The organism is Legionella oakridgensis ATCC 33761 = DSM 21215 (assembly GCF_000512355.1).
Classification (GTDB): Bacteria; Pseudomonadota; Gammaproteobacteria; order Legionellales; family Legionellaceae; genus Legionella_A; species Legionella_A oakridgensis.
In genome coordinates, this window is the sequence record NZ_CP004006.1 from 2,301,291 (window position 1) to 2,325,908 (window position 24,618).

Here is a 24,618-nt window from a genome sequence, read left to right on the forward strand (position 1 = left end):
AGCGTCACAACCAATTCGCGTCTCATGTTAAAAAAATTGGTGAATGAATTAAACCAAATAGTACTTGGTAAAAATGAAGTGGTGCGTTTGGCGGTAAGCTGCTTGCTTGCTGGCGGGCATTTATTGTTAGAAGATATCCCTGGGATGGGGAAAACCACCTTAAGCCAGGCATTAGCTCATTTGACTGGAATGCAGTATCGGCGTATCCAGTTTACCAGCGATCTTCTTCCGAGCGATTTATTAGGCGTCTCCATTTTTAATGTTCAAGAACAATGTTTCCATTTTCATCCTGGCCCTATCTTTTCCCAACTTATTCTGGCTGATGAAATTAATCGTGCGCCCCCTAAAACACAAAGCGCTTTACTGGAAGCTATGGAAGAGCATCAGGTTACAACCGATGCTGGCACACACATCCTGCCTGAGCCTTTTTTTGTTATTGCCACTCAAAACCCTTCCCATCAAACTGGCACCTACTTATTGCCAGAATCCCAATTAGATAGATTTTTAATGCGTCTGTCCATTGGCTACCCACCAAAAGAAGCAGAGCGACAATTATTGACCATCGGGGATCAACGCAAAAAGCTTGCTCTGATTTCTCCTATTCTCAAGCCACAACAACTCATAACATTACAAGAGCAAAGCTTAAAAATCACAGTCTCTGCACCTATTCTTGATTACATTCAGGCCATACTACACACCAGCCGTATCAATGACTGGTTTAATCATGGTCTAAGCCCAAGAGCAGGCCGGGCACTTGTCAGGGCTGCCCAGGCTTATGCGTGCGTCGAACAACGCGATTTCGTGCGCCCTGAAGATGTGCAAACCATACTGCCCGCCGTTGTTAATCATCGGCTCATTCTGCGTCAATCCGAGGGGCAGCTTACGCCAGCCGAGCGCTTATTAAATCATGTCGAGGTACCTGTTTGATGATTCAACTTAAAACCCGCCTGACACAACAACTGCAAAACTGGATCAAAAAGCGAAGTCCTTCCGGCAATCCACAATGTTTAAGTTCACGCCACCTTTACATTTTACCCTCTGCATTTGGATGGGGTTATGTCATCGTCTTGTTAACCCTAGGCATTGGAGCAATTAATTATCAATTGAACCCCGCTTTTTTACTCATTTTTTTAATGATGATCATAGGCATATTAAACCTTTGGCAAAATCATCGTAATCTGCAGGGCCTATGCATACGCTGTCTGGCAGTCGACGATGCTGAACAAGGGCAACCAGCGAATATTAAATTGCTTTTGTCCGTCGAAGCGGAACACCGCTATGCTTTGTTTTTAGCCTTTGAGGAAAGCTCCATAGTCCATGTGGAAAAAATTTCCAAAGAAGAGCAAATGATTTTTTTGGCTCTAAAAACTCCACATCGTGGTCATTTCAAATTGCCGCCTCTCAAAATATACAGTAACTACCCATTAGGGCTAAGCCGAGTCTGGTCATATTTGTATTTTGATATTAGCTATTACGTTTACCCTCTGGCCGTCTCCCCCGGATTTTGGCCAGCACCTGCAGATAATTCAATTAAAACCTCTCCTCTGCTCTATCCAACTGGTGACGAAGAACTGCATGAACTAAAATCAGTCATAAACCCCTGGATACAAACCAGTCGCATTGCCTGGAAAATATCTGCCCGTGGTCAAGGTTGGTATCTTAAGCAGATGACAAGCCCTGGTGGTGAACATTGGCTATTTCGGCTGGAAGAATTACCATCGGAAGATATTGAAAAGCGTCTACAACAGTTAAGTTATTGGATTCAAACTGCAGAACAATTGGGTCACCGCTATGGTTTGGAGTTGAACGGCACAAGAATACCGCTGGGGGCTGGCAAAACGCATATGCAAACCTGTTTACGGCAATTGGCGATGTATTAATGAACCATTACTTTCACGAACAAATTCCGCCAGGCCTATTACGCCATACGCTGTTTATCATGGGATTTTGCTTTCTGCCTTTTGTAAACATCACTCCCTGGTGGTTGACCATGCTTGCAATAGGAGTCATCAGCTATCGCGTGACAGCAAACGTTTATCATCGTTTTTTATTGCCTAAGTGGCTACATATTTTGCTCGTGTTTGGAGTCATTGCCTTACTCCGATGGTATTATGGTTCCTTTTTTTCCAGCGGCTTTTTTATTGGCTTTCTTATGGCTTTTTTCTGGCTGAAAGTCATCGAAATACATCGCATGCGGGACTTGCGCATGGTGGCTCTAGCCTGCTTCTATGTGATTTTTACTGCGCTCATTATCCATATATCCCTATGGATTTTACTCTATATGATCCTCGCTCTGCTCGCCGTGTTATCTTTACTGCTTAAATTTGAAAGGCCTTCTGCTTCCACCATCCAATTAAGTCGACAAAGTGCTTCCTTCGTGCTACTCGCCATCCCTGCCAGTACCATTCTATTTTTTTTATTTCCTCGCTTAACTGATCCCTTATGGCAAGTTCATCTACCCATGTATGGCAAAACAGGTTTTAAAGAAAATTTAAGTCCTGGTGCTATTTCCTCTTTATTTCCAGATGACCATACAGTCATGCGAGTAACGTTCAAAAAACCAATGTCCTCATTTAATATCTATTGGTATGGTTTGATTTTAAATCATTATAACGGCATAACCTGGACTTCCCAGCCGCAAGCCTATAATGATTTTCTTCCTCTTGCGCACTTACCATCAAAGCAAGAGGGTGAGTATGAAATTCTTTTAGAGCCACATCAAAAGCTTTGGATGTTTTATATGCGCGAACCTGCAGCTGGCTGGCCACGACTACGGTTCTCTCCCTCCTACGGTTTAACTTCTCTGAAGGAAGAAACCATCAATCAACGCATGACGTATGCCCTCACCACTCAAAACCCTCACTATCGACCATTGAATCCAAAATCCATGCAACGTTATTTACAATTACCTTCGCAAGGAAATCCTAAGCTGCGTGCCTGGGCTATTAAAGAAAAATTGGGCAAAGACCCATCGCAATTTATCTCTCAAATTCTTAAATACATTCATCATGAACCTTTTTGGTATACCTTAAATCCCAAGCTTATTAATACAAGCACCCACTCCTTAGACGAATTCTGGTTTAATACCAGGGAAGGGTATTGTGAACACTATGCGAGTAGTGTTGCCTTTATTTTACGTGCCGCGGGAATTCCTGCCCGCGTTGTAATTGGTTATTATGGCGGCGAATGGAACCCTTTAGGACAGTATTTAAAGGTTCGGCAAAAAGACGCACATGCCTGGTTGGAATATTGGCAGGAAGGGTTAGGATGGCAGCGACTCGACCCCACCACGGCCATTGCGCCTCAACGCATTGATGAGCGCATTTTGCAAGAGAATGATACTCTTTCCACCGCACTAGACTGGAACTACTATCGATTCAAACTTTCATGGCTTGAAACCATAAGGCTGCGCTTGGAAACCATGCAATTTTTCTGGGAACGCTGGTTATTGTTTTATAATCAAGAACAACAACAATCATTGCTACAAACCTTAGGATTAGGACATTGGGATTGGGGCAGATTACTGCAACTATGGACAGCAAGCTTTTTATTATTTCTCTTTTTAGGCAGTATGTGGCTGTACTGGCAGAAAAGAATTCAAGATCCATTATTGAAGGAATATCATCGTCTCCAACATGAGCTGCAACGACTCAACATTAAAACAACGCCGCCTGCGACCCTAAGGCAACAATGGCAAGCGCTTGCCCACCAAAAACCCCAATGGCGTTCCATGATTGAAGATCACCTACGACGCTATGAAACATTACGCTTGCAATCGTCTGATAATAACAGCCCTGCCTGCCGTAAAGCGCTACAAACCTTATTCAAATCACTGAGAAAAACAATAAAAAAACTCTAAATCTATTGTTCATTAGTCCAATGCCTCCGTGTTACAACTTTTCTTGAGTAAAGTCATCAATGTTTCTTTACTTAAAAAGTACGGCTGTCGTACTTTAATTGCCAAAATTATCTTGAAGTTGTACCTTATACAAGATTAAGATAAAGTTGCTCGCGATGTTAAGATGAGTTTCTTATCAAGAATAGGTGATGCTGTATGCGCCAAGGATTAGGATGCATTTTATGTGGTTTTTTAATACTATTTTCATGTCAAGCAACTTATTCCAATCCAATCGCCGTTACGGCAACGGTATTATCCAGTTCAGAAAAAACATATACAGAATCATTTTTAGGCGTAATTCAGCCAAAAGAAATGGCTCTAGTCCAAGCCAAAACATCCGGGCAAATCAAAGAAATCTATTTTTATCCAGGCGATGAAGTCAAGAAGAATGAAATTCTATTGCAAATTGATAAAACGAATGATCAAATCAAACTTGATATCGCAGAGGAGATGTACAGTAAGGCATTAGTTGCATTCAACACAGAAACATTTAACTTTAAACGTGCAGAATCACTTTATGCAAATAAAGCAATTCCAGAAAGTGAATTTAAGGCCCAAAAGCTGGAATATCAATCTGCATTATCCGCCTTAAACAATGCGAAATCTAATCTTGAGCTGGCGAAACTGAATCTTTCTTATACAAGTGTTACATCACCGATTAGCGGAAAGATTTCTGAAAAAAAAGTCCTTGCACACAGTGTTGTTGAAATAGGGACGCCTCTGTATGTTATTACTTCCACCCAAAAGCTGATTGCCGTCATTCCGATTCCAGAGTCGCTGCGGAGCAAATTATCGTCCGGACTTACGACCATTATCACGAATCAGGCCGCACATGAAAGCATTTCAGCAAAAATTAGAGGGATTGACCCAATAAGCAATGAAAAAAATCATAGTGTGAATGTCTATATTGATTTTGACAATCCAGGAACTTGGTATCCCGGTAACACAGTAAGCGCTAAGTTTCGTCTCTCTATCGAAAAAGGTTTTTCAGTCCCACAAGAATCTATCGTCTATCATAATGGATTTCCTGAAATATATGTCATTAACCAAAATAAAGCCAATGCCTTGAAAGTTAAAGAAACCATCATGAAAGGCTCTACAGTCTGGATTCAGGGTCCGTTAAAAAATGGCATGACAATTGCAGTTTCTGGCGCTGCAAATCTCTATGATGGCGCAACAGTAACCATTGTCAATCAAAATAGAAAAAATGAAACTCACTAATTACACACTTCGTTTTCCAGCTATCGTCATATGCATATTCTCAGTACTTACTTTGATTGGGCTATTGCTCATACCGCAAATAAATATAGAGAATTTGCCTAATATTTCTGAACCTTTTTTTACAATTGAAGTCAAAGATCAAGGCTTGTCCGCGACTAGCATCGATCATTTAATTACCCAGCCGATTCAAAAACGGATACAAAGTATTCCCGATATCAGTTTCGCATCAGGAGAATCTTATAATGGATTTTCATTCATGAATGTGGCGTTTAGGATTGGAACAGATCTGACCCAAGCCTATTTGAATTTACAAAGAAAACTAAACGAAATAGAAGATACTCTACCCAGGAAAGCCTCAAAACCAATTTTAAAGCAGTTAAACGTTGCAGGAGCTCCAGATATTTGGATTTTGGTAGAAAGCATGCATCTGTCACCTATTAAGATATCCAATCTCATTCAGCATGAAATCCTACATGCGTTACGAAGCATCCCAGGCGTTGCAACGATTGAAGTCATTGGGGAAGTTCCTAATCGAATTATTGTGGATCTTGACCAAAATAAAATGTCGGCTTTAGGCATTCCTTTGGCTTTGGTTTACTCAGCTTTTCAGAAAGAAAATATTTTGCTTCCAGGCGGAACAGTCGCTCACCATAAAAGACAATATTTTTTAAGTCTGGATTTACAGTTACCTTCATTGGATGCCATTCGCTCACTGGTACTGACTGTGCGTGAAGGGACGCCAATTTATCTAAACCAAATCGCAGACATTCATCTTCAACAAGACTCAAAAAAGGAAAAAGCTTATTTCAACATGCGCCCTGTTATTGCTTTAGGCGTATTAAGTGAAATCAATGCGAATACCCTGAATGTCATTAAAGCAGTCAAAGAAACAATCAATCAGTTGCAAACAAAATTGCCTAATGAGGTGAGACTGGCTACAGCATTTAGTCAGAAAAATGCAATCGAAACAAGCGCCTATAGTTTATTTAATGCGATTATTTTGGCCTTGATATGCTCAAGCATCGTGGTCTATCTTTTCTTAGGCAGCCTTCGTTTATCGGGTGTTATCATGGTGATTGCGCCAGTATCACTTTTGGCTGCAACCATTGCTATGTTTATCGGCAATTTAAGTTTCAATGTCTTGACTTTATTGACGTTGGTTTTATTGATTTGCATAGTTGTGGATGACGCCATCATTGTCATTGAGAATTATATTTCTGATCTCAATACCAAGCCTGAAACATTGGGAATGCCTTTAGTATGCTTTAGTTTAAACCGTATTTCTTCCTCTATCATTGCTTATACCATTAGCTTGTGCATCATCTTTTTAAGTGCGGTGTTTACACAAGGCCTAGTCAGCATCTTTTTTAAAGATATCTCCATCGTTATGATTTCAGGGGTGGTTGTTTCAGCTACAGCTTGTCTGACTTTGACTCCATTATTATGCCAGAGATTCATTCATAAAGTACCAGGCGAGAATCGTGTCACAAAATTATTTAAAAATCGATTGCAAACATTCCAATCTTACTATTTAACTTTACTGAGCCTTCTTCAACAGCATAAATTTATTGTCTTAGTATTCATATTATGTTTACTTATCCCTCTTCCTTGTGTCTTAGGTAAAATAGATAAAAACTTGTTTCCTGCTAACAAAGAATTCACTCATTTGATAATTCAGATCCGAACCCTAGATAATGTTCCTCACTCAACATTCAATCAGTATTTACTGAGTGCTGAAAAAATCATACATGCACACCCAGGCGTCAGTTACACCCTGGCATATACTGATGAAAATATGAAAAACCAAGGGGAGATCATCACCCAGCTTAAGCCAGAACAAGAAAGACAGGATAGCGCACCTCAGATTATGCAAGATCTGCAAAATCAGCTTGACAGCCAGGCTGGTTTTTTAAGTTACGTGCGTTTACCACCTATATTTCCCGGCGCAAAAGAGCCGTTGCATTTTATTATTACGGGGAAAAAGCATCAAGAACTTCGCCAATTGGAAACTGTTTTAAGAGTTCTTTTTTCCCAACATCCTGAGTTGGGGAAAATATACTCTGGCAATATTCCATTACAGCCAAGCTACGAATTAAAGATCGATCGCTATACTGCGTCTAGGGTTGGCTTAACTGCAGAAGAGATTGCTGATGCTGTCTCTTTATATGGAGGAGATATCCACGCCGGCAAAACCTATTTGGAAAAATATAAAAACGAATATGATATTTACTTATATCCAATGAAGAAAACATTAGATATACCCAAAGATATGGAAAAAATATACGTCTATAATCAGGCAGGTAAGGCAATCAATTTAACGTCGGTCGCAAAACTGAATGTTGTTGCAAATCCTACTATTTTACAAAGCTTTAATGGTCAACCTGCGCTGGAATTTTATTCAACGCCAAAAATAGCGCTTTCCAAAGCTGATGATCTTTTAATGAAAATCATTACTCCTATTCTTACTCCTGACCAGAAGCTTCATCTCATTGGGCAATCTAAGCAATTAAAAGAAGATTTAAGATCTTTAGGAATTGCAATTGTTGTCGCAATTTTGCTACTGTATGTAGCACTTGTTGCACAATTTAACTCATTTTCACTCCCCTTTATCCTCTTAATCGCACAGCCAATTGCCATTGCTTTTGTGATTTATCTGCTTTATTTCACAGGCATCGGTTTGAATGTTTTCTCATTAATTGGTTTGTTCTTACTCCTGGGAATCAAAACAAAAAATTTCATTTTGCTCATCACTGCAATGAATCATCACGTTAGTTTATCGAAAGATATCCCAACAGCAGTGATTTCTGCCTGTCGGGAACGTTTTCGTCCCATCATCATGACCTCAACCGTAGTAATACTAACAGTAATACCTACTTTATTTACACATGGTGTGGATAAAGCAAAAAATGTAGCCTTAGGCGGTACTTTGCTAATGGGTATCCTCACTTCGACTGTATTTAGTCTGTTCTTTGTACCATTGACTTTTCCTCTGTTTAAAAAAATAAAAATGAATAAAACTAAAATCCTATACAGTATTTTTCTATGCACTTGTCTGATGGCAGAATCAGGTGCTGCATCATTGGCCGATTATGCTGAACAAAGCTTAAAAAATAATTTGGAATATAAAGCTGCAAATGAAGCGTTGTTATCTAAAGAAGCGATGGTTAAGGCTGCTTTTGGAAAATGGTTGCCTCATATAGAATTACGGATGGGAATGAGTCAAACCAATATATCCCTATCTGATGAAACCAGATTATTCGGTAGACTTCCTCTTGACTTTAACTCAAAAAGTAATGATCCGAGCAGCCTTGCTGCCATTGTGGCCAAACAAAAAATACTTGATTTTTCCGCCTTCGCCACATTAAACATGGCAAAGCTTGAAAAAGAAACTGCCCACTTGTTCTATCAAATGAGTAAGCAAAAAACACTTCTTATAGTGACCGATACCTATTTTCAAACGCTTACTGCCAAAAAAAGCATCGAAGCTGCAGAGCTCTATAAAAAGCTTACTGAGGAAACCTATCAACAGGCAATCAAAAATGCGGCTCTGAATATGACCACACAAACACAAGTTCTTCGCGCTAAGGCAGCACATCAAGCAGCTGTTGCAAAAGTTCTGCAAGCAAAACAAAACTATCAACACTTATTAAAATTGCTCAATCAGATTGCTCAAATACAATCGAAGGATCTAAAACCATTAAAAAAGATATTTTATTAAAGCTTCCCATGCCACCGTCCAAAACTCATTGGATTAAATTAGCAGATAAACATAATTTTGATTTGAAAGCCTATCAGTTAAAACTAAAAATACTTAAAGAAAACCTGAAAGAAATATCTGGTAAGCATTGGCCAAAAATAGAAGCGTATGGCGGCTTGGTTGATGGGAAAAATGTACTTAGTGAGGAGCCGGCTGATTTTATTTTGTCTGCTGCTTTCAATCGTAATCACCTTAAGTATCACGGAGCAATCGTTGGAATTAATGCCAGCATGCCCTTATTTGCAGGTGGAGAAATAGGTCACGCAGAGCAGGAAAAACTTCATGCTTATCAACAAGAAATCCTGAATTTTCAGAGTTTCAGCCAGCAACTCGCTTTAAAGATTGATGAGTATTATGACAATTTAATCCTTGCCCAAACAGAAATGCGCCAGGCCGATTTTGCTGTTCTTGCCAGCTTAGACGCATTGCAGACCCAAAAATTAGAATTAGAAGCGGGTAAAATTACCCCTGTGCATTATCTGGAAACTGAAAATCATTTTTATGAGAGTTTAATGAACCAGGCCATCGTTAAACATAAATATATTAAAGATCTAGTTGAACTGTACTATTTGACAGGACAACTTGATTTAAAAATTATTTATAAGATAAATAGCTGGTTGTCGTAAAATGCTCCATCTAGATCATGCCTCTCTACTTAGGATCTTCCTTACTGATATTCACTTCTCCTGCCAAGTTTGAAATAAAAAATAAGGCGGAAATAAAACCATCTCTTTAGTGGGACATATTGGGGGTTAAATACTTTAATATCTGAAAAAATGCCCTAAGCGTTTTTCAGTTGCTCGTTGCTCCAACCGTTCAGACGAGTCTTGCCTGACTGGGGTAAACAATTGATGATGTTGATAAAGTGAAGGTATTTGTTGCAAAACCACTTCTACTTCCTGCAATACAGCACCTATGGTTTTATCTTCCTTAAGCCCTGTATTAAATTTTGCGTAAAAATCATGAGAGATGGTCAAACCATGCTGAATCGCTTGGAAAAACTGTGAAACCGGCCCTCTTAGTGCGGCAATATGATCAAGCACCGGGCCGATGGCTGCTCTTTTAACCAATTGTTTCACATTCCTTTAAATTCAATCATCAAGTTTAAAAACACCTGTTGCAAGTCCACGGCCTTTTTTAACTGCCTACCTTGTTTCGCATAGACTGGATTTTCATGGCGTGAGCCTGGTAATTTCCTTGCGGCATGACTCGCATGATATTGAGAACGATGGGCGATTCGTAATAACGAGGTAACCAACAAACTGAGCGCTCGTAATATTTGTTTCAAATCATCCTGCCCCAGGGCAAATGCCATGCGCTCCAGATTAACTTGAGAAGAATGGCGGGTGTCAATCCCCAGGATTTGCAACAAACCATTGTCAATTTGTAAAAGGATAACCAATGCGTCTTGCGCATCCAGCCGATATTGCAAAATCAATTGCAACATTTGCGCTCGTTCTGCAATAGGACCATCTGCCTCCGCTACAAATTCATCAACCAATTGTTGCATAATGGCTTGCGACTCTGTCAGCATCTTATACGCTTCATTGGCGACCTTTGTTAATTCATCGTACTCCATGCCTATTTCTTTAAAATTGTTTTCAAGATGCAGCAAAGAACCACCCATCGAAAAGAGTGGCTTATGCCTAAATTCAGCAAAAGCTGTCCTATAATTAAATAATATCTCATGAACAAGGATGTTACATGTTAAACGTTGACTTATTAAATATTAACCCCGATACCGTTTGTCATCTTATCTTAAGGGCCAGAGAATTTCATGCCAAAGAAGAAGTTTCTTTTCCTGAACGCACGCCTGAATCAGAATACGAATACGACTGGGCGCAAATCCTTGCCAATCATGAAGATGATTTGACTTATCGTGAAATAAAAAATGCCATCCATTCGCTTCCTTATGAAAAACAGCTTGATTTATTGGCATTAATGTATCTGGGACGTGAAGATTTCGATGAATGGGATGAGGCACTTAAAGCAGCCATCAGCAATTTTCCTTCTGATCTAACAGATTATTTGCTCGCTCATCCCTTCATCGCCGTTTACCTAGAGCAGGCATTGGCTAAATTAGGATATTCTTGTGATGAGTAATGGTCACAAACCACTTTAGTTTAAACCATTACTTACGCACAATAATATTATTTTCCACCGATTTAACACCAGGAACTTTTTTAGCCAATGCTTCCGCCGTATCGCTCTGACGTATGGTTTTGACATAACCGCTGAGATAAACCATACCACTTACGGTTTCCACGTGGAAACGAAAAGGAGCAAGCTCTTGATTATTCAGCAATGCCTCATTGACTGCTGCAGTAAGAGAATTGTCATTGGATTGCAGATGCAATATATTTTCTCCCTGATAAGCCTGACAGCCTACTAGACAAGCAAAACCGAAGACAATCATCATGTTTCGACAAAAATTTCTCATTATTTCTCCTTACCAACATGGACTTTTAATGGCTCGATTATAATTTGTCCAACCAATCATACATAACGGCGTTTGCAAAAGAAACATTTCCCACTTGGCAATGGGTACTTGCACCTTCAAAATCGTTGAATTCATAATAATCCGCCCGCACAATCTTACAAAACTCAGTATATTGTTTACGTGGCTCCCCTCCCTCACCATCGCCGATGAGCGCAAGGCAAGGACAATTTACATTCTTTAACGCTTCCCCAACCTTGAAATTTTTTAAATAGGTAAAGGTATTTTTAAAAGAGCGTCGACCATAGCGAATCATGAGTTGCTCTGTCGTTGCCTTTAATCCGGGAGGAAATTCCTCGTCAGGAATGGCTGGTAAATCCTCCAAAGTAAAATCCTGTTCATCCGGTATTTGGGAAGGATCCATATCGGCAAAAGAAGCCGTATACGCATATACATCCAATACCGGTGAATTTGCTATTAATGCTTTAATCCGCGGTTCATAACACGCCGCCCGAGTAGCAAAATACCCACCGATACTCACCCCAAGAAGCGCCAACTTGCGCATATCCACTTCCTGACGAAATTCAAAATGATCAATCACCCGCTTCACTACGTCTTCAAAATCTGGCTCGAAAAAAGTATCCGGATAATTTCTAAACACATCCATTTGTCCCGGGCCTGCAAAATGAATCACATTGTAACCCCGTTCGATAGCAGCCATGCCTCGCATAAAAAACTCTTCTTCCATTGTGCCGTCAAAGCCACTGACAATGAGGATGGTTTTACGTTTTGCTCCATCATTTTGCGGAGAAATAAAATAAACAGGGATATGGATATTTTTATATGGAATCGCATGACTCTCAAAATGTAAGTCCATCGTTCCTACCGCCATAACAAAGCATTCAGCAGAATTTATACCCAGTTGCCTATGTTCTTTTGAAGAGCAGGGTGAATAATATTCCGCAGCCCTGAATGAGTTACAGGCTTTAAATAATTGCTCACGACCACTGACAATATGCTTTTGAGTCAAACGCTCTAAGCCATCTTTTTTCTGCCACTCAGCCGACTGCTTGAAGGCTTGCACCCAATCTTCCGGTTTTCCTGACTGGATTTGGCGGGCAATATTTAAACATTCTCCAATGGACGCTGCTTTATGAGTTACTGCACCTAATTGGCGAATTAACTGAAAATCCATTTCAGCATCATCAAATCCCTTGATACGAAGATTGCCACGGCTGATATCATTCATATGTTCTTTATATCCTTTCTTTTAAATGTTATAAACTAATTTTTATTAACCAGACTCTCATCATACTCTGGTTATTGCTGTGCGTTAACCAGACTACAACCGTTCTATCATCATAATCCTTTCAACCCAAAGATTTCTCTGCAAGTAGGATGGAAGAATCGTCATCGGATGTTTTAAGGGTGAAATCAAGAGATTTGACCAAGTGAATCATCGCCTGATTGTTTGCAAGAATTTCACCTGCCATTATTTTTAAACCTTTATTTTTTGCAGCATCCATTAAACATGCCATTAAATGCGAACCTACGCCTTTACCATGCCAGGCATCCGCAACGGCTAACGCAAATTCACATGAATTCTCATCAGGATTCCTCATATATCGCGCAACGCCAATTATCACGTCTTCCTTGTTTTCTTGCACAGCAATCAACGCCATTTCCCGATCATAATCAATTTGGGTAAATCGTACGAGCATCGTCGGCGTCAATTCCTGTAAATGCTCCATAAAACGAAAATATTTGGATTCCGAAGAAAGATGGTGCACAAATTCCTGCTCAATTTTTGCATCCTCAGGCCGAATTGGCCGAACGGTAATATTTGTGCCGTCGGCCAACTGCCAATGAGAAATCAACTGTTTAGGATAAGGATGAATAGCCATATGCTCATAAGGTGCCGACGCGGGCACCTTATAATCAATGACGATACGAGCATCGGCAGCGATGACTCCATGCTCATCTGCAATCAACGGATTGATGTCCATTTCTTGTATCTGCGGTAATTCACACACCATTTCAGACACACGAAGTAATATTTTTTCAAGTGCCTCACGATTTACTGCGGGCATATTGCGCGCTTTTTGTAATAATTTTGCTATTCGCGTTCTCCCAATGAGATCCCGGGCAATGAATGAATTCAATGGCGGCAGGGTAACTGCCAAATCCTGCATTTCTTCAACAAAAGAGCCGCCTGCCCCAAAACTGATGACCGGCCCAAACACTGGATCACGCGATACACCAATGATTAATTCCCGGCTGTTGGGCTTTTTATACATTTGCTCTATGGTAACACCTTGTATATGAGCTTCAGGGCATTTTTGTTTTGCCCTTTCCACCATGTTTTTAAACGCGTCACGAACGGCCTGGGCATTGACGATATTAAGCTGAACACCACCAACGTCTTGTTTATGAGTAATATCAGGCGATAAAATTTTCATAGCCACAGGAAATCCCAGTGATTCAGCCACTATCAAGGCCTCATTGGCAGTACGAGCTTCAATTGCCTGAGTCACCGGGATACCAAATGCCGTTAAAATTGCCTTTGATTCAAGCAAGGTCATGACATGACGTCTTTCAGCTAATACAGCATCGATGATTAAATGAGCTCCTGCCATATCTTGCTTATCCTGTTGCGCCAATGGCTCAGGAGCTTGTAACAATAATTGTTGATTGGCATGATAATCCACTAAATAGGAAAAAGCTTCGACAGCAGTTTCAGGGGTACTGAAGCAAGGTATGCGATGTTCAGCAAATAATTTTTTAGCTTTTTTAACCTGACTTTCTCCCATCCAGCAAACGATCATCGGCTTATGGCTTTTACCAGCGAGGCTAATGACTTGTTCCGCCACTTTTTCAGGTTGGGACATAGCGACCGGAACTAGAATAATGACCATACCATCAATATTAATATCGTTCAGACAAGCCTCAATCACTTCCTGATAACGTTCAGGCGTCGCATCCCCAAGAATATCAATTGGATTCGCATGTGACCAATGACTGGGGAGAATACGGTTAAGATGCTCATCTGTGTCTTTGCTTAATTCAGATAGAGGAATGGCTAATTCTCCGGCACGGTCAGCGGCCATCACTCCAGCACCGCCCCCATTAGTTACAATAGCCAGTCGTTTACCATCAACCTTATAATTACTTGCAAGCAATTGCGCAGCAGAAAAAAGTTGTTCAATGGACATCACTCGGATAGCGCCGGCTCTTTTTATGGCCGCATTAAATACCTCATCTCTCCCCACGATAGCACCCGTATGTGATAAAGCCGCCCTTGAACCTTGTTGGAAACGTCCTCCTTTCACAATCACCACGGGCTTCATTCTTGCCGCTACCCGTAAACCACTCAAAAACTGACGTGCATGCCTTATTCCTTCAATGTATAACAAAATACTATGAGTCGTTGAATCCAAAGCCAAGTAATTTAAAACATCACTAAAATCAACCTCTGCGGCATTCCCTAAAGAAATAACGGCAGAAAAACCAACCCGACGTTCCTTTGCCCAATCCAATATGGCTGCACAAATTGCACCGGATTGTGAAACCAATGCCAAATTCCCAGCGGATGCACCTATGTTATTGAACGTAGCGTTCATTTTAACAGAGGGCGAGATCATGCCTAAACAATTTGGGCCTATCAGCCGTACACCATACTGACGGGCAATTGCAATTATTTTTTCTTCCAGTGCCCGGCCTTCTTTACCGGTTTCACTAAATCCTGCAGATAAAACAATCGCGAAACGTATGCCTTGGGCACCACACTGGGAAATAATATCAGGCACCGTGGAGGCAGGCGTCGTGATGATAGCCAGATCAACCGACTCTTTCACCTCACGCAAGGAAGGAAAGCAAGGCTGGCCTTGAACAGAATCATGCTTTGGATTAACCGCATACAGTGACCCCGAAAATCCATCATTTAATAAATTACTAAATAATTTCATTCCCACAGAATGTTCGCGCTCACTGGCGCCAATTACCGCGATGGAATGAGGTTTAAAAAATCCGCTCAAATCATGTGAACTCATGACGTCCCTGCTAAAAAACGATTTGCTGCTATTATAGCATTAAGAAATGCACCATCCGTGAGAGTGGCTTGCTTAAATACCGTAGAGCCTCTCCGGTGCTGTTTCACCCGACATAAGGAAATGCTATGCATCCTCTTGCAATTATTGTGAACAATAAAGCTAAAAACATTTCCGCCCTAACTACGTACTTGGAAGAACTTACTAACCATCATTTGACCTATGAACTGTTTGAAGTTACGCCAGAAAGATTAGACCATACTATTAGGCAATGCAAAAAAAACTACCCTGTCTTGTTAATCGGAGGAGGAGATGGCACCCTCCGCAGTGCCGCTCAACTTTGCGCTGATACGAACATTCTTCTTGCTGTTTTGCCGCTAGGAACCATGAATCATTTGGCCAAGGAATTGGCATTGCCATCCGACCCAAAAACGTTAGCGCAAGCAATTCTGCAGAGAAATACCGTAACCATCGATCTTGGAGAGGTCAATGATTTGATTTTTCTTAACAATGCCTCCCTTGGTTTTTACCCTCTTTTTACCAGAGAACGTGATTACTTTAACAAATTTTACAATAAATGGTTAAGCTATCTCCCTGGACTAATTCAAAGTATGAAAAAACATGATTATCTTTCCCTAATCATCCAGTATAAAAACAAGCATATATTCATCAATACTGCTTTTTTAATGATAAGCAATAACTTATATTGCTATCAATTTCCCATGGCATTAAAAAGAGTAAGTTTTAAGCAAGCAATATTGGGAATTTATTACATTAAACAAGAAAAATTACGCTTCTTCAAAACTCTTTGGTCGGTTTTTAGCAGGAAAAATCATTTTGATATCAAGAAATCCAATACACCAATAAAAGTACATATCCATGATCGAAAACAAATAATCATCGCCTTAGATGGCGAGCGCAAAACGGTGAACACCCCCCTTCTTTTTAAAACACGTCCCCAATCATTAACGTTTATAGGGCATTCATTATGAAAATCGTCCATATCTCGGATTTGCATTTTGGAATGCATCATGAGGCTATCATAAATGCCTTTTTGGCCGATGTGTCAGATATTAATCCAAGCTTGACCATCATATCAGGTGATTTAACGCAACGGGCAAAATCAGCGCAATATAAAGATGTTCAAGCATTCATAAAAAATTGCCGGGGTCAGTTTTTACCGTTCCTGGGAATCATGATATTCCTTTATGGAATATTTTTTCACGCTTATTTCATCCCTTTGCATTATACAGAACATATGTTCATGCAAAGCTTGCTACAACATTTGAAAATGAGGAAGTGCGGCTACTGGGCGTAAACAGTGTTATGCCTTATCGAATTAAAAGCGGGCAACTGGCACCCGATATACTAACTGAGATAGACAACTATTTTACCCATCCATTTAATGGATTAAATATTCTTTTCTTTCATCACAATTTTGATTACATGGAAGGCATGCATAAGCCTTTGAAAAACTATTATCAATTTTTAACGTATTTAAAAAACAGCAATATTCATATGGTATGCACTGGCCATTTACATTATGCCAATGCAAGCATCCTGAAAAAAAATAATCATCAACCCTGTTTGGTGTTGCACGCTGGCTCTTTGTGCTGTCAACGCAGTAAAGATGGCATAAACAGTTATTATGTCATTGAAATTGAACATGGCCTTGGCAAAATAAGCTGGCGGGTTTTTAATCAAGCAACGTTTATAACAAGCACCATTCATGAAATTAATTTCTCCAAACGCCATGCCGATTTACAGCATTCCGTCCCCCTTAAATAAATGAACTTCCCTAAAACACCAATACCATCCACCTTAAGATAATGAATGAATGGCTTCGCTGTCACACATAGCCAAATCAAAAGCCTTGGATTTCGCTTCGACTTGCTTTCCTAACTGCCTTAAAGCCGTACGCATCCCTTCTTCAATAACTGGATGATAAAATGGCATTTGCAAGACATCAAACACCGTTAGCTGCTTATGAATAGCCCAAGCCAAGAGATGGGCCAAGTGTTCGCCTTCTGGCGCAATTAATTCTGCCCCTAATAATTTTCCATTATCTTTTGCACCATACACCCGTAACACACCATGATTATTCCCCTGAATTTTTGCTCGCCCTTGATGAGCATAATCCACTTCCCCAATAACAAACGCAGCAGCACTCTGATTCAATTCTTCAAACGTTTTTCCAACCATGGCAATCGTTGGCTCCGTAAACACGATACGAATAGGGATTCGGCGTTGAAAGCATTTGCTCGTATGAACGGCATTATAGGCGGCGATTCGACCTTCATCGGCTGCTTCATGCAACAGCGGCCTGAATTGACTTACATCTCCTGCTAGGTAAATAGGTAAATTGTGAACCTGCATGGTCGTTTCATCGTATTCAGGTATGCCATGTTCAGTAAAAGGAATATCCAGTTCTTTTAATCCGAATAAATCTATATTGGGTGCTCTTCCTACAGCCGCAATAATCTGATCAACCGCTCGTTTTTTATTGCCCTGAACGAATAGTTGATTATCATTGCAGATAAGGGATGCTTTTTCATGAAGATAAATAGGAAATTCTTTACGTAAGGCAGCCACAGCAGCTGCATTCACTTTGGGATCCGTAAGGCCACCAATAAAATCCTTTGAATGGTGGAGGGAAATATTAACGCCTAACCGTGCCAGAGCCTGGCCAAACTCCAAACCAATGCTGCCTCCCCCAAGAACCGCAATATATTTTCCCAGTGTATCTTGCTCAAAAATAGTTTCACTGGTTAATATTTTCTCCTTAAACGTTTGCCACTCCGGTGGGATGGTGCTATAAGATCCCGTGGCAATAATAATTGCTTTGGCAGTAATTTTCTCATTGCCTGCCTGCAATGTGTTGGGGGCAATAAAACGTGCCTCTTGGTGAATAAATCGTTTGCCAAGCGATCGTGTATAATCAATCACGCCTTGCGTAAAATCGTCTCTAACTTTGCGCACATGCGCCAAAACATCTGGAATATTTACTGTTAGTTTTTCAGAACCATGGATTCCTTGTGTCGAAAAATGCTGGCGATTATAAAAATGATTGGCAATCTGAATGAGTGCTTTGGATGGCATGCAGCCCACACGTGCGCACGTTGAACCTAAAGGTCCGGGATCGATAATTAAAATATTTTCATTGTACTTGGCTGCTTCCTTAAATGCTGAAAGCCCCGCTGTCCCTGCACCAATAATAGCAATATCAACGTGTCTGTCCATAGATAATACTCAACCCTGTATATTAGAACTTGTCTGCATAATTAGACTCGAATTCTAAATGTTTAAATTTATTCCTCTATACTTTTACATCATTCTCCGTAAAAATGATTATCATCTATCGATGTATTAGGAAAATCTTATGACTCTTCGCCTATTAACTTTAGCAGATGTACAACAAAGCATAAGCATGGAGCAAGCCATTGATGCCATGGAAAGCGCTTTTAAACAACTGGCCCGTCAAGAAGCAAAATTACCACTAAGAACCGCCATTTCCATCGAGCAGGAACAAGCAATGACTCTGGCGATGCCCGCTTATCTCATTCAGGAAAAAATCTTAGGCTTAAAAGTCGTGTCCATCTTTCCCAATAACCTTAGCCGTCATAAGCCATCGATTAATGGATTTATCATGTTGCTTGATGCTCAAACCGGAGAACCGAAAGTACTGATGGATGCAGGCTATTTGACCGCGCTGCGAACAGGGGCAGTCTCAGGTCTTGCCACCCGTTGTTTTGCCAAAGACGATGCTCATCAGGTTGCCATCATTGGCGCAGGTCAACAAGCTCTGACGCAACTGCAAGCCGTTGCCGCCGTTCGTGACATCAAGCAAGTCTCTGTATGGTCACGCAATCAAGCCAATGCTGAACAATTTGCCAAGCAATGCGCGCACATGTTTGATGTTTCAGTTCATCCATCGGTAGCGTCGGCGGTTAAAAATGCAGATGTTATTTGTACAGCCACCAGCAGCACAGAACCATTAATTCATCCGCAAGATATTGCTCCAGACATTCATATCAATGCCATTGGCTCTCATACCAGTACCATGAGAGAAATTAGTAATGCTGTTTTGGAAAAAGCAATCGTCATTGCCGACCAGCGGGAAGCGGTTCTTGCTGAAGCTGGTGAAATCATTAGTGCCATTCATCAACACCATTTGACTAAAGAATCCATTATTGAACTTGGCCATTGGCTTTTACATAAAAAAGACAATTATAAAAAACGACTAACCGTATTTAAATCCGTAGGACTTGCCATCCAGGATTTGAGCGTCGCAGAAGTGGTCTATCAAAATGCACAAGCAAACAATCTTGGTATGCCTTTTGCACTGAGCAGGGCAGAAGCTGCTATACTGTAAGCATGGACTCTTAGAGTAAAGGAACATTATGCGCGTTCTTATCGTGGAAGATGACCCAACCAATCAAATGCTTGCTTCACTTTGGTTTAAAAAAGCAGGCGTTGCGAGCAGTGATATTACCACCGTCAATAATGGGCAAGAAGCGGTCGAACTTATCATCAAGAATGCCAAGCTTTCTCCAGCCCAACTGTTTGATATCATTTATATGGATAACGAAATGCCGCAGATGGGCGGAGAAGAAGCAACACAAAAAATTCGTGCCGTTGAAAAAGAACAGAACCTCCCGGCCGCCGACATTCGAACGTGCTCTGGCACTTATGAAGGAGTATTTCCCGGCGCCAATGGCCGCTTGAATAAGCCTTTTGTGCCAAAAGAATTTATTGCGTTAGTCCAAGAAAAAAGAGCTCAACAGGACAGTCATCGCCCGCAAAGCCCCAAGCCAGGCTTTTTTACAGAGCCCAAACCTCCAGAAGTAAAAGAGGAGCCACCCAAAGGGCAATCGACTCCTCGACACGGTAGTTAGTTACCGATGACTGGATTGCATTAATTAGGATTTTGACAATATTCACCCAAGTGTGTTGGCACTGAAATACCTAATAGTTGGGCAAAATGTTTGTAGAATCCAATACGATTTTCTAATTGTGGATTCATTCCATGACCGCATTCAATGCCGCCGTTAATAATATTAACCGTTTCACCAAACACATCATTTTTATAGGCAGCAGGATCGCCCATCACCACTTCATGCGCAGAAGGTTTGGGTGCTTGTGGTGTCATCCAAAACCATATAGCAGTCTCCCAAGCTAAAACAGGATCTGTAGCGACCAAACCAGGCTCTTGCAACAGTTTATTGGCATTGCCATAAATCGCTTCACTGGCTTGGCCATAGTTATAATTCCAAGATAACTGCATGGCGCCTCGACCGTGGTAAGTCTGGCCTGCCACCGGTTTGTACGCACTGGTAGGATCCGTATATTGGGTACAATGGCCACTTTCACAGCCAACCTCTTGGGCAAAATATAATCCCCACGCATAAGGTCCGCCCGGCGCCGTCGGCCACCCCCCCGTGGTTTCATGGGCAGCATTGGCTAAAAAAGCAACCAATTCTGATTTTACTTGCTCTTCACTTCCCTGATTTAAAAAACTGGGGTATTTAGCGGCTGCCTGGATTAGCCCTTCATAAGTAAATACGGCGTTTGCATTTGGAAAAAATTTTTTAAACGTTTGTTTACTAATGGGAAATTGAGCACTATCCACCGCATGTACCGGATGAGGGCTAAACGCACCGACAATCATCGTGCCTACTATACTGAAACATTTAATTGTATTTTTTATATTCATTTGGTTTTTAAAATCATCAGGATAAAATCGCATTATATGCCCAAAAATCTCCTTAGAAAAATAATTTATTCTTTAATAACACTGGACTGAATTATTCTTAACCATTTTTCGCGATGTTGTTCACCCATATCAGGCTGTTTGATCACATAATGCAAAATATAAAATCCTTCTTTCCCTTGAGTGATTTTCTGTATTTCGTCTTGCGCTAAATTGGGTGGAGAATCAATACGGAATTCAAAAATAACGTCGGTCGGTGTTTGCGATAATAAATGAATGCTTGGATTAAGACCGGTATTTTTCAATGTATTTACTACAGAAGCAAAAAATTCCTTAAGCGTCAATTTTTCTTGAATTCCAGGCAAAAATTGCGTAGTAACCAATTCATTCCAATCATGAATGGTCTCCCCCTGAGGAATGTATTCGATCGTGATAATCGCAGGAGTCTTTTTCCCCCAGGCAGCAACCCAGGCGCGCTCATCAAAAACGATGTTCTGTCTTTCATCCTGCCACACATTCACCGCAAGCGGTTTGACAGTAGCAGCCTTAAGGCGGCAATAAACGTCTCCCTTATAATTGTAATATTCAACACATTGAGGATTGTTTTCTTTCGATACTTTAATGAAATCTGATGGAAGAGCCTGTTGGGCATGAACGTTTAATATAACCATGCACGGCAAGATTGCCTTTAAATATTTTTGCATTTATTTTCCTTTAGATTGCATCCGATGACTATAATCCTTTTAGAATGTATCACAGCATTTTTGAGAAAAATAAATGAAATGGCAATTCTTTCAGTGTATCTGGGACATCCTTGCGCATGCAGCAAAATACTACCCTAAAAAGATTGCGGTTATTGATGATGGTACATCTTTTACTTATCAAGTAATTAAAAACCGCGTCTTGGCATTGAGCTGTTTCCTAAAGCAACAAGGCATCAAACCTGGTGACCGCATTAGTATTCTTCATATCAACGGTATTGAATACATTGATGTTTATTTTGCAACTCCTGCCTTAGGCGCTATTCTCGTGCCTTTGAATTATCGATTAAATCCTGGTCAATTAGCCACCTTGCTCCATCATCATCAAAGTCAGGTGATCATCACAAGCGAGGCTTTTTATCCTCTTTTACAAAAAACATTGCCCCTATTAGAGCATCCCACCCTTAAACTTATCCTGTATATTGGCAAGGTAAAGCCAAATATATCCTCTTTTCCTATTATCTCTTACGAAGATGTCATCCATAAAACAGCGTTTGCTGCCTATAAGCCTTTCAGAAACAAAGCCAAGGACATTGCTCATATTTACTACACCAGCGGCACCACCGGTCAACCCAAAGGGGTGATGCTTAGCCATCACAATGTCTGTCAACATGCCATGGGAGTCATCAACGAGCTCAAGATAAATTCAAAGGATCGCTGGGGTCATATTGCACCAATGTTTCATCTGGCTGATGCATGGGCGGTTTTTGCCATAACAATGGTTGGCGCAACTCACATCATGCAAGGAATATTCAAGCCAGAAAATACGCTCGCTTTGATTGCAAATGCAAGAATAACCATAACAAATCTTGTTCCTACAATGTTAAACCTCATGTTAAAAAGCTCTGTCCTCAATCAATTTGACTACTCGTCTTTACGCCTTGTCATGAGTGGCGGCGCGCCCATTGCGCCGGCAACGGTAAAAGCAATTATAAGCGTATTTAGATGTGACTATATCCAGACTTATGGCTTGACAGAAACAAGCCCTTATTTAACCTTATCCATTCTCCCCAAAAACTAAAACGCTTGCCTTACGAAAAGCGACTGCACTGGCTGTGCAAAACTGGCCGACCATTTAAGTTAATTCAATTAAAAGTAGTCGATAAGGCAGGCCAGGAAGTAAGTCCTGATGCTAAAAGCGTCGGAGAAGTCATCGTTAAAGGTCCTACAGTCACATGTGGATATTGGCATGATCCCGAAGCCACCCGCCTGGCTTTCGATGAACAAGGTTATTTTCATACAGGCGATCTTGCCGTGGTTGATCAAGAAGGATTTATTAACATTGTAGATCGTCTTAAAGATGTGATCATTTCTGGCGGAGAAAATGTTTATACCATTGAGGTGGCGTCGTGCCTATATGAACATCCCAATGTTTTGGAAGCCGCCGTTTTTGGGGTAGTAGATTCAATATGGGGAGAAATCGTCACCGCCGCTGTGGTTTTAAAACCAGGATATCAAGCCAGCGAGCAGGAGCTAATTGATTTTTGCAAATCCAAACTAGCACACTATCAGGCACCAAAACGCGTGTATTTTTTATCTGAATTACCAAAATCAGGCTCTGGAAAAATTGTGACTCGAGAATTACAAGCACGTTTTGCCGATAAAGCGCCTTAAGACCGGCTTTTAAGCTTAATAAAGCAAAAAGTCTTGATTAATCCGGTTGCTCACCTGCCAAGACTTACCGAAGCATCCAAATCTTGGCGCAATGGCCAATCGTTTTGCAACATCAGATGATGATAGACGTCTTGATAAAATTGCGTTGTGCCCGTAGTTCGCCCTGTGCGTGGCTTATCCAATGCTTCTTGCGCACACTCTATCATTGCAGTATAGGTTGCTTTGAAATCGGCACCTTCTTCCGCTTCCGCTTTTTTAATTAAATTCAGAATATCGCTTACTCGATGTGGGAGACGTTTACCTTCATTGATAACACCCCCTTGAAAAAAGACGTAATTCCCCACTTTCCATTGGGTAGTAAGAATATAATTTTTAATATCCGCTAATTTTTGGCGCAAATCGATTTCTTCCATAAGAGCCGGTTCTTCCATAGGGGCCTGTATTTGCTCATTTAAAGCGTCAATAGCCTCCGGTTGGGTAGTTAGCTCAATAGGCCGGGCTCCACGCATTAGTTCTTCCTGACTTGGCAAAGGTAACATTTGCTGATAATAAAACGCCGGTAAAATATGAAATCCTTTAGCCATGAAATCATCATAGACAGTCTGCTTGCCAATAAATATTTCTTGCGCAGCTTTTTTGATAAGAAACCATACCTCTTTAATTGGAGTGCTCATCCTAAAATCACTAAAGCTTTTCTGTTTTGCAACCACCTCTTGATAAAAACCTGGGAAATGTTCTTTTTCTTTTTCCTCTATGAATAATCGTATTAATTGTGCTGCGAGACGCTGACCAGCACGAAATGGGTTGGTAGGCTCCACTTGGAATTCAAGCTTTGCGAGCTCATATATTATTTTTTCAACTTCAGTGTCAGTTGCATGCTCCAAGATTTTCTGAACTAATACTCCTTTTTCTTCTGAGGTTAGCTGGCTTGTCGCCCGATAATCTTCCAGTGACAATCCTATTTTTGTCAAATACAAATGGGGCTGTTCAGACGCTTTTAAGGAATGAAGAATAGGTGTTGGCATGTGTTCATCTCATTAGCACGACTTAAATTAATTATAACCTTTAATTCTTAATTAAGACTTAATAACACGTTTCCACCTACCGAGTACATTTTTAAGACGCCAATCATGGCCTAGAAATAGGCTTACTAAATAGTAATGAATGAGCGAAG

At 40.7% G+C, this 24,618-nt stretch carries 22 protein-coding genes and 1 pseudogene; 14 read left to right on the top strand and 9 right to left on the bottom strand.

Annotation, left to right across the window (positions count from 1 at the left end; all coding sequences use genetic code 11):
• The first annotated feature begins 24 nt into the window (after positions 1-24).
• The 6 genes from LOA_RS11175 to LOA_RS11200 all read left to right on the top strand — a co-directional run bounded on the left by LOA_RS11175 (position 25) and on the right by LOA_RS11200 (position 9,502).
• Positions 25-927 (top strand): AAA family ATPase, encoded by a 903-nt coding sequence (locus LOA_RS11175; protein ID WP_025386410.1) that lies wholly within the window; start codon positions 25-27, stop codon positions 925-927.
• Positions 927-1,880, top strand: coding sequence for a DUF58 domain-containing protein (locus LOA_RS11180; protein ID WP_051399021.1), 954 nt, complete (start codon positions 927-929; stop codon positions 1,878-1,880). The genes LOA_RS11175 and LOA_RS11180 overlap by 1 nt, the downstream gene beginning before the upstream one ends.
• Positions 1,880-3,859, top strand: a complete 1,980-nt coding sequence (locus LOA_RS11185; RefSeq protein ID WP_035895510.1) for a transglutaminase TgpA family protein — start codon at positions 1,880-1,882, stop codon at positions 3,857-3,859. Before LOA_RS11180 ends, LOA_RS11185 begins: the two co-directional genes overlap by 1 nt.
• A 195-nt stretch (positions 3,860-4,054) precedes the next feature.
• On the top strand, positions 4,055-5,119 hold the full coding sequence (locus LOA_RS11190) for an efflux RND transporter periplasmic adaptor subunit (RefSeq protein WP_025386412.1): 1,065 nt from the start codon (positions 4,055-4,057) through the stop codon (positions 5,117-5,119).
• On the top strand, positions 5,106-8,837 hold the full coding sequence (locus LOA_RS11195) for an efflux RND transporter permease subunit (RefSeq protein ID WP_025386413.1): 3,732 nt from the start codon (positions 5,106-5,108) through the stop codon (positions 8,835-8,837). Before LOA_RS11190 ends, LOA_RS11195 begins: the two co-directional genes overlap by 14 nt.
• A gap of 8 nt (positions 8,838-8,845) precedes the next feature.
• On the top strand, positions 8,846-9,502 hold the full coding sequence (locus tag LOA_RS11200) for a TolC family protein (protein WP_025386414.1): 657 nt from the start codon (positions 8,846-8,848) through the stop codon (positions 9,500-9,502).
• A 135-nt stretch (positions 9,503-9,637) separates the two neighbouring features.
• On the opposite strand, the gene LOA_RS13875 is transcribed toward LOA_RS11200, so the two are convergent.
• Positions 9,638-9,955 carry a hypothetical protein gene (locus LOA_RS13875; protein WP_052335947.1) on the bottom strand — a complete coding sequence of 106 codons (318 nt, stop codon included), beginning with the start codon at positions 9,953-9,955 and terminating at the stop codon, positions 9,638-9,640.
• Entirely contained in the window at positions 9,952-10,503 is a 552-nt protein-coding gene (locus LOA_RS13880; RefSeq protein WP_052335948.1) for a hypothetical protein, read from the bottom strand. The genes LOA_RS13875 and LOA_RS13880 overlap by 4 nt, the downstream gene beginning before the upstream one ends.
• Positions 10,504-10,580: 77 nt before the next feature.
• On the opposite strand from LOA_RS13880, the gene LOA_RS11210 reads away from it, so the two are divergent.
• Positions 10,581-10,979, top strand: coding sequence for a DUF3775 domain-containing protein (locus tag LOA_RS11210; RefSeq protein ID WP_025386415.1), 399 nt, complete (start codon positions 10,581-10,583; stop codon positions 10,977-10,979).
• 28 nt (positions 10,980-11,007) lie between these two features.
• On the opposite strand, the gene LOA_RS11215 is transcribed toward LOA_RS11210, so the two are convergent.
• The 3 genes from LOA_RS11215 to LOA_RS11225 form a co-directional block, all read right to left on the bottom strand.
• Positions 11,008-11,316 carry a BON domain-containing protein gene (locus tag LOA_RS11215; protein WP_025386416.1) on the bottom strand — a complete coding sequence of 103 codons (309 nt, stop codon included), beginning with the start codon at positions 11,314-11,316 and terminating at the stop codon, positions 11,008-11,010.
• 37 nt (positions 11,317-11,353) lie between these two features.
• The gene (locus LOA_RS11220; protein ID WP_025386417.1) at positions 11,354-12,562 is read right to left on the bottom strand and encodes an alpha/beta hydrolase family protein; all 1,209 of its coding nucleotides are present in this window, start codon (positions 12,560-12,562) and stop codon (positions 11,354-11,356) included.
• Positions 12,563-12,683: 121 nt separating this feature from the next.
• Positions 12,684-15,362, bottom strand: a complete 2,679-nt coding sequence (locus LOA_RS11225) for a bifunctional acetate--CoA ligase family protein/GNAT family N-acetyltransferase (protein WP_025386418.1) — start codon at positions 15,360-15,362, stop codon at positions 12,684-12,686.
• Between the two features lie 125 nt (positions 15,363-15,487).
• Here LOA_RS11225 and LOA_RS11230 point away from each other — a divergent pair, with 125 nt between their 5' ends.
• From LOA_RS11230 to LOA_RS11235, 3 genes and pseudogenes are all read left to right on the top strand, one after another.
• Positions 15,488-16,351, top strand: a complete 864-nt coding sequence (locus LOA_RS11230) for a diacylglycerol/lipid kinase family protein (protein ID WP_025386419.1) — start codon at positions 15,488-15,490, stop codon at positions 16,349-16,351.
• 32 nt (positions 16,352-16,383) lie between these two features.
• Positions 16,384-16,452: pseudogene (locus LOA_RS16060) on the top strand (hypothetical protein); the annotation flags it as partial.
• A 68-nt stretch (positions 16,453-16,520) separates the two neighbouring features.
• On the top strand, positions 16,521-17,147 hold the full coding sequence (locus tag LOA_RS11235; protein ID WP_238551243.1) for a metallophosphoesterase family protein: 627 nt from the start codon (positions 16,521-16,523) through the stop codon (positions 17,145-17,147).
• Between the two features lie 33 nt (positions 17,148-17,180).
• On the opposite strand, the gene LOA_RS11240 is transcribed toward LOA_RS11235, so the two are convergent.
• The gene (locus tag LOA_RS11240) at positions 17,181-18,599 is read right to left on the bottom strand and encodes a dihydrolipoyl dehydrogenase (protein WP_025386420.1); all 1,419 of its coding nucleotides are present in this window, start codon (positions 18,597-18,599) and stop codon (positions 17,181-17,183) included.
• A 139-nt stretch (positions 18,600-18,738) separates the two neighbouring features.
• Between LOA_RS11240 and LOA_RS11245 the strand changes: the two genes are divergently transcribed.
• Positions 18,739-19,731, top strand: coding sequence for an ornithine cyclodeaminase family protein (locus LOA_RS11245; RefSeq protein WP_025386421.1), 993 nt, complete (start codon positions 18,739-18,741; stop codon positions 19,729-19,731).
• Between the two features lie 28 nt (positions 19,732-19,759).
• The gene (locus LOA_RS11250) at positions 19,760-20,254 is read left to right on the top strand and encodes a response regulator (RefSeq protein ID WP_025386422.1); all 495 of its coding nucleotides are present in this window, start codon (positions 19,760-19,762) and stop codon (positions 20,252-20,254) included.
• 20 nt (positions 20,255-20,274) lie between these two features.
• Here the strand turns inward: LOA_RS11250 and LOA_RS11255 are convergent, their stop codons facing one another.
• Both LOA_RS11255 and LOA_RS11260 read right to left on the bottom strand, forming a co-directional pair.
• Positions 20,275-21,027: a chitinase gene (locus LOA_RS11255; RefSeq protein WP_158423055.1), complete on the bottom strand. Its 753-nt coding sequence runs from the start codon at positions 21,025-21,027 to the stop codon at positions 20,275-20,277.
• 110 nt (positions 21,028-21,137) lie between these two features.
• Positions 21,138-21,773: a hypothetical protein gene (locus LOA_RS11260; protein ID WP_025386424.1), complete on the bottom strand. Its 636-nt coding sequence runs from the start codon at positions 21,771-21,773 to the stop codon at positions 21,138-21,140.
• Positions 21,774-21,846: 73 nt separating this feature from the next.
• Here LOA_RS11260 and LOA_RS11265 point away from each other — a divergent pair, with 73 nt between their 5' ends.
• Together LOA_RS11265 and LOA_RS15935 are read left to right on the top strand one after the other, a co-directional pair.
• Positions 21,847-22,851, top strand: coding sequence for an AMP-binding protein (locus tag LOA_RS11265; RefSeq protein ID WP_025386425.1), 1,005 nt, complete (start codon positions 21,847-21,849; stop codon positions 22,849-22,851).
• Positions 22,852-22,856: 5 nt separating this feature from the next.
• Complete coding sequence (locus LOA_RS15935) at positions 22,857-23,444, top strand: class I adenylate-forming enzyme family protein (RefSeq protein ID WP_025386426.1); 588 nt, start codon at positions 22,857-22,859, stop codon at positions 23,442-23,444.
• Between the two features lie 50 nt (positions 23,445-23,494).
• Here the strand turns inward: LOA_RS15935 and LOA_RS11275 are convergent, their stop codons facing one another.
• Positions 23,495-24,469 carry a hypothetical protein gene (locus LOA_RS11275; RefSeq protein WP_025386427.1) on the bottom strand — a complete coding sequence of 325 codons (975 nt, stop codon included), beginning with the start codon at positions 24,467-24,469 and terminating at the stop codon, positions 23,495-23,497.
• Positions 24,470-24,618: the final 149 nt, after the last annotated feature.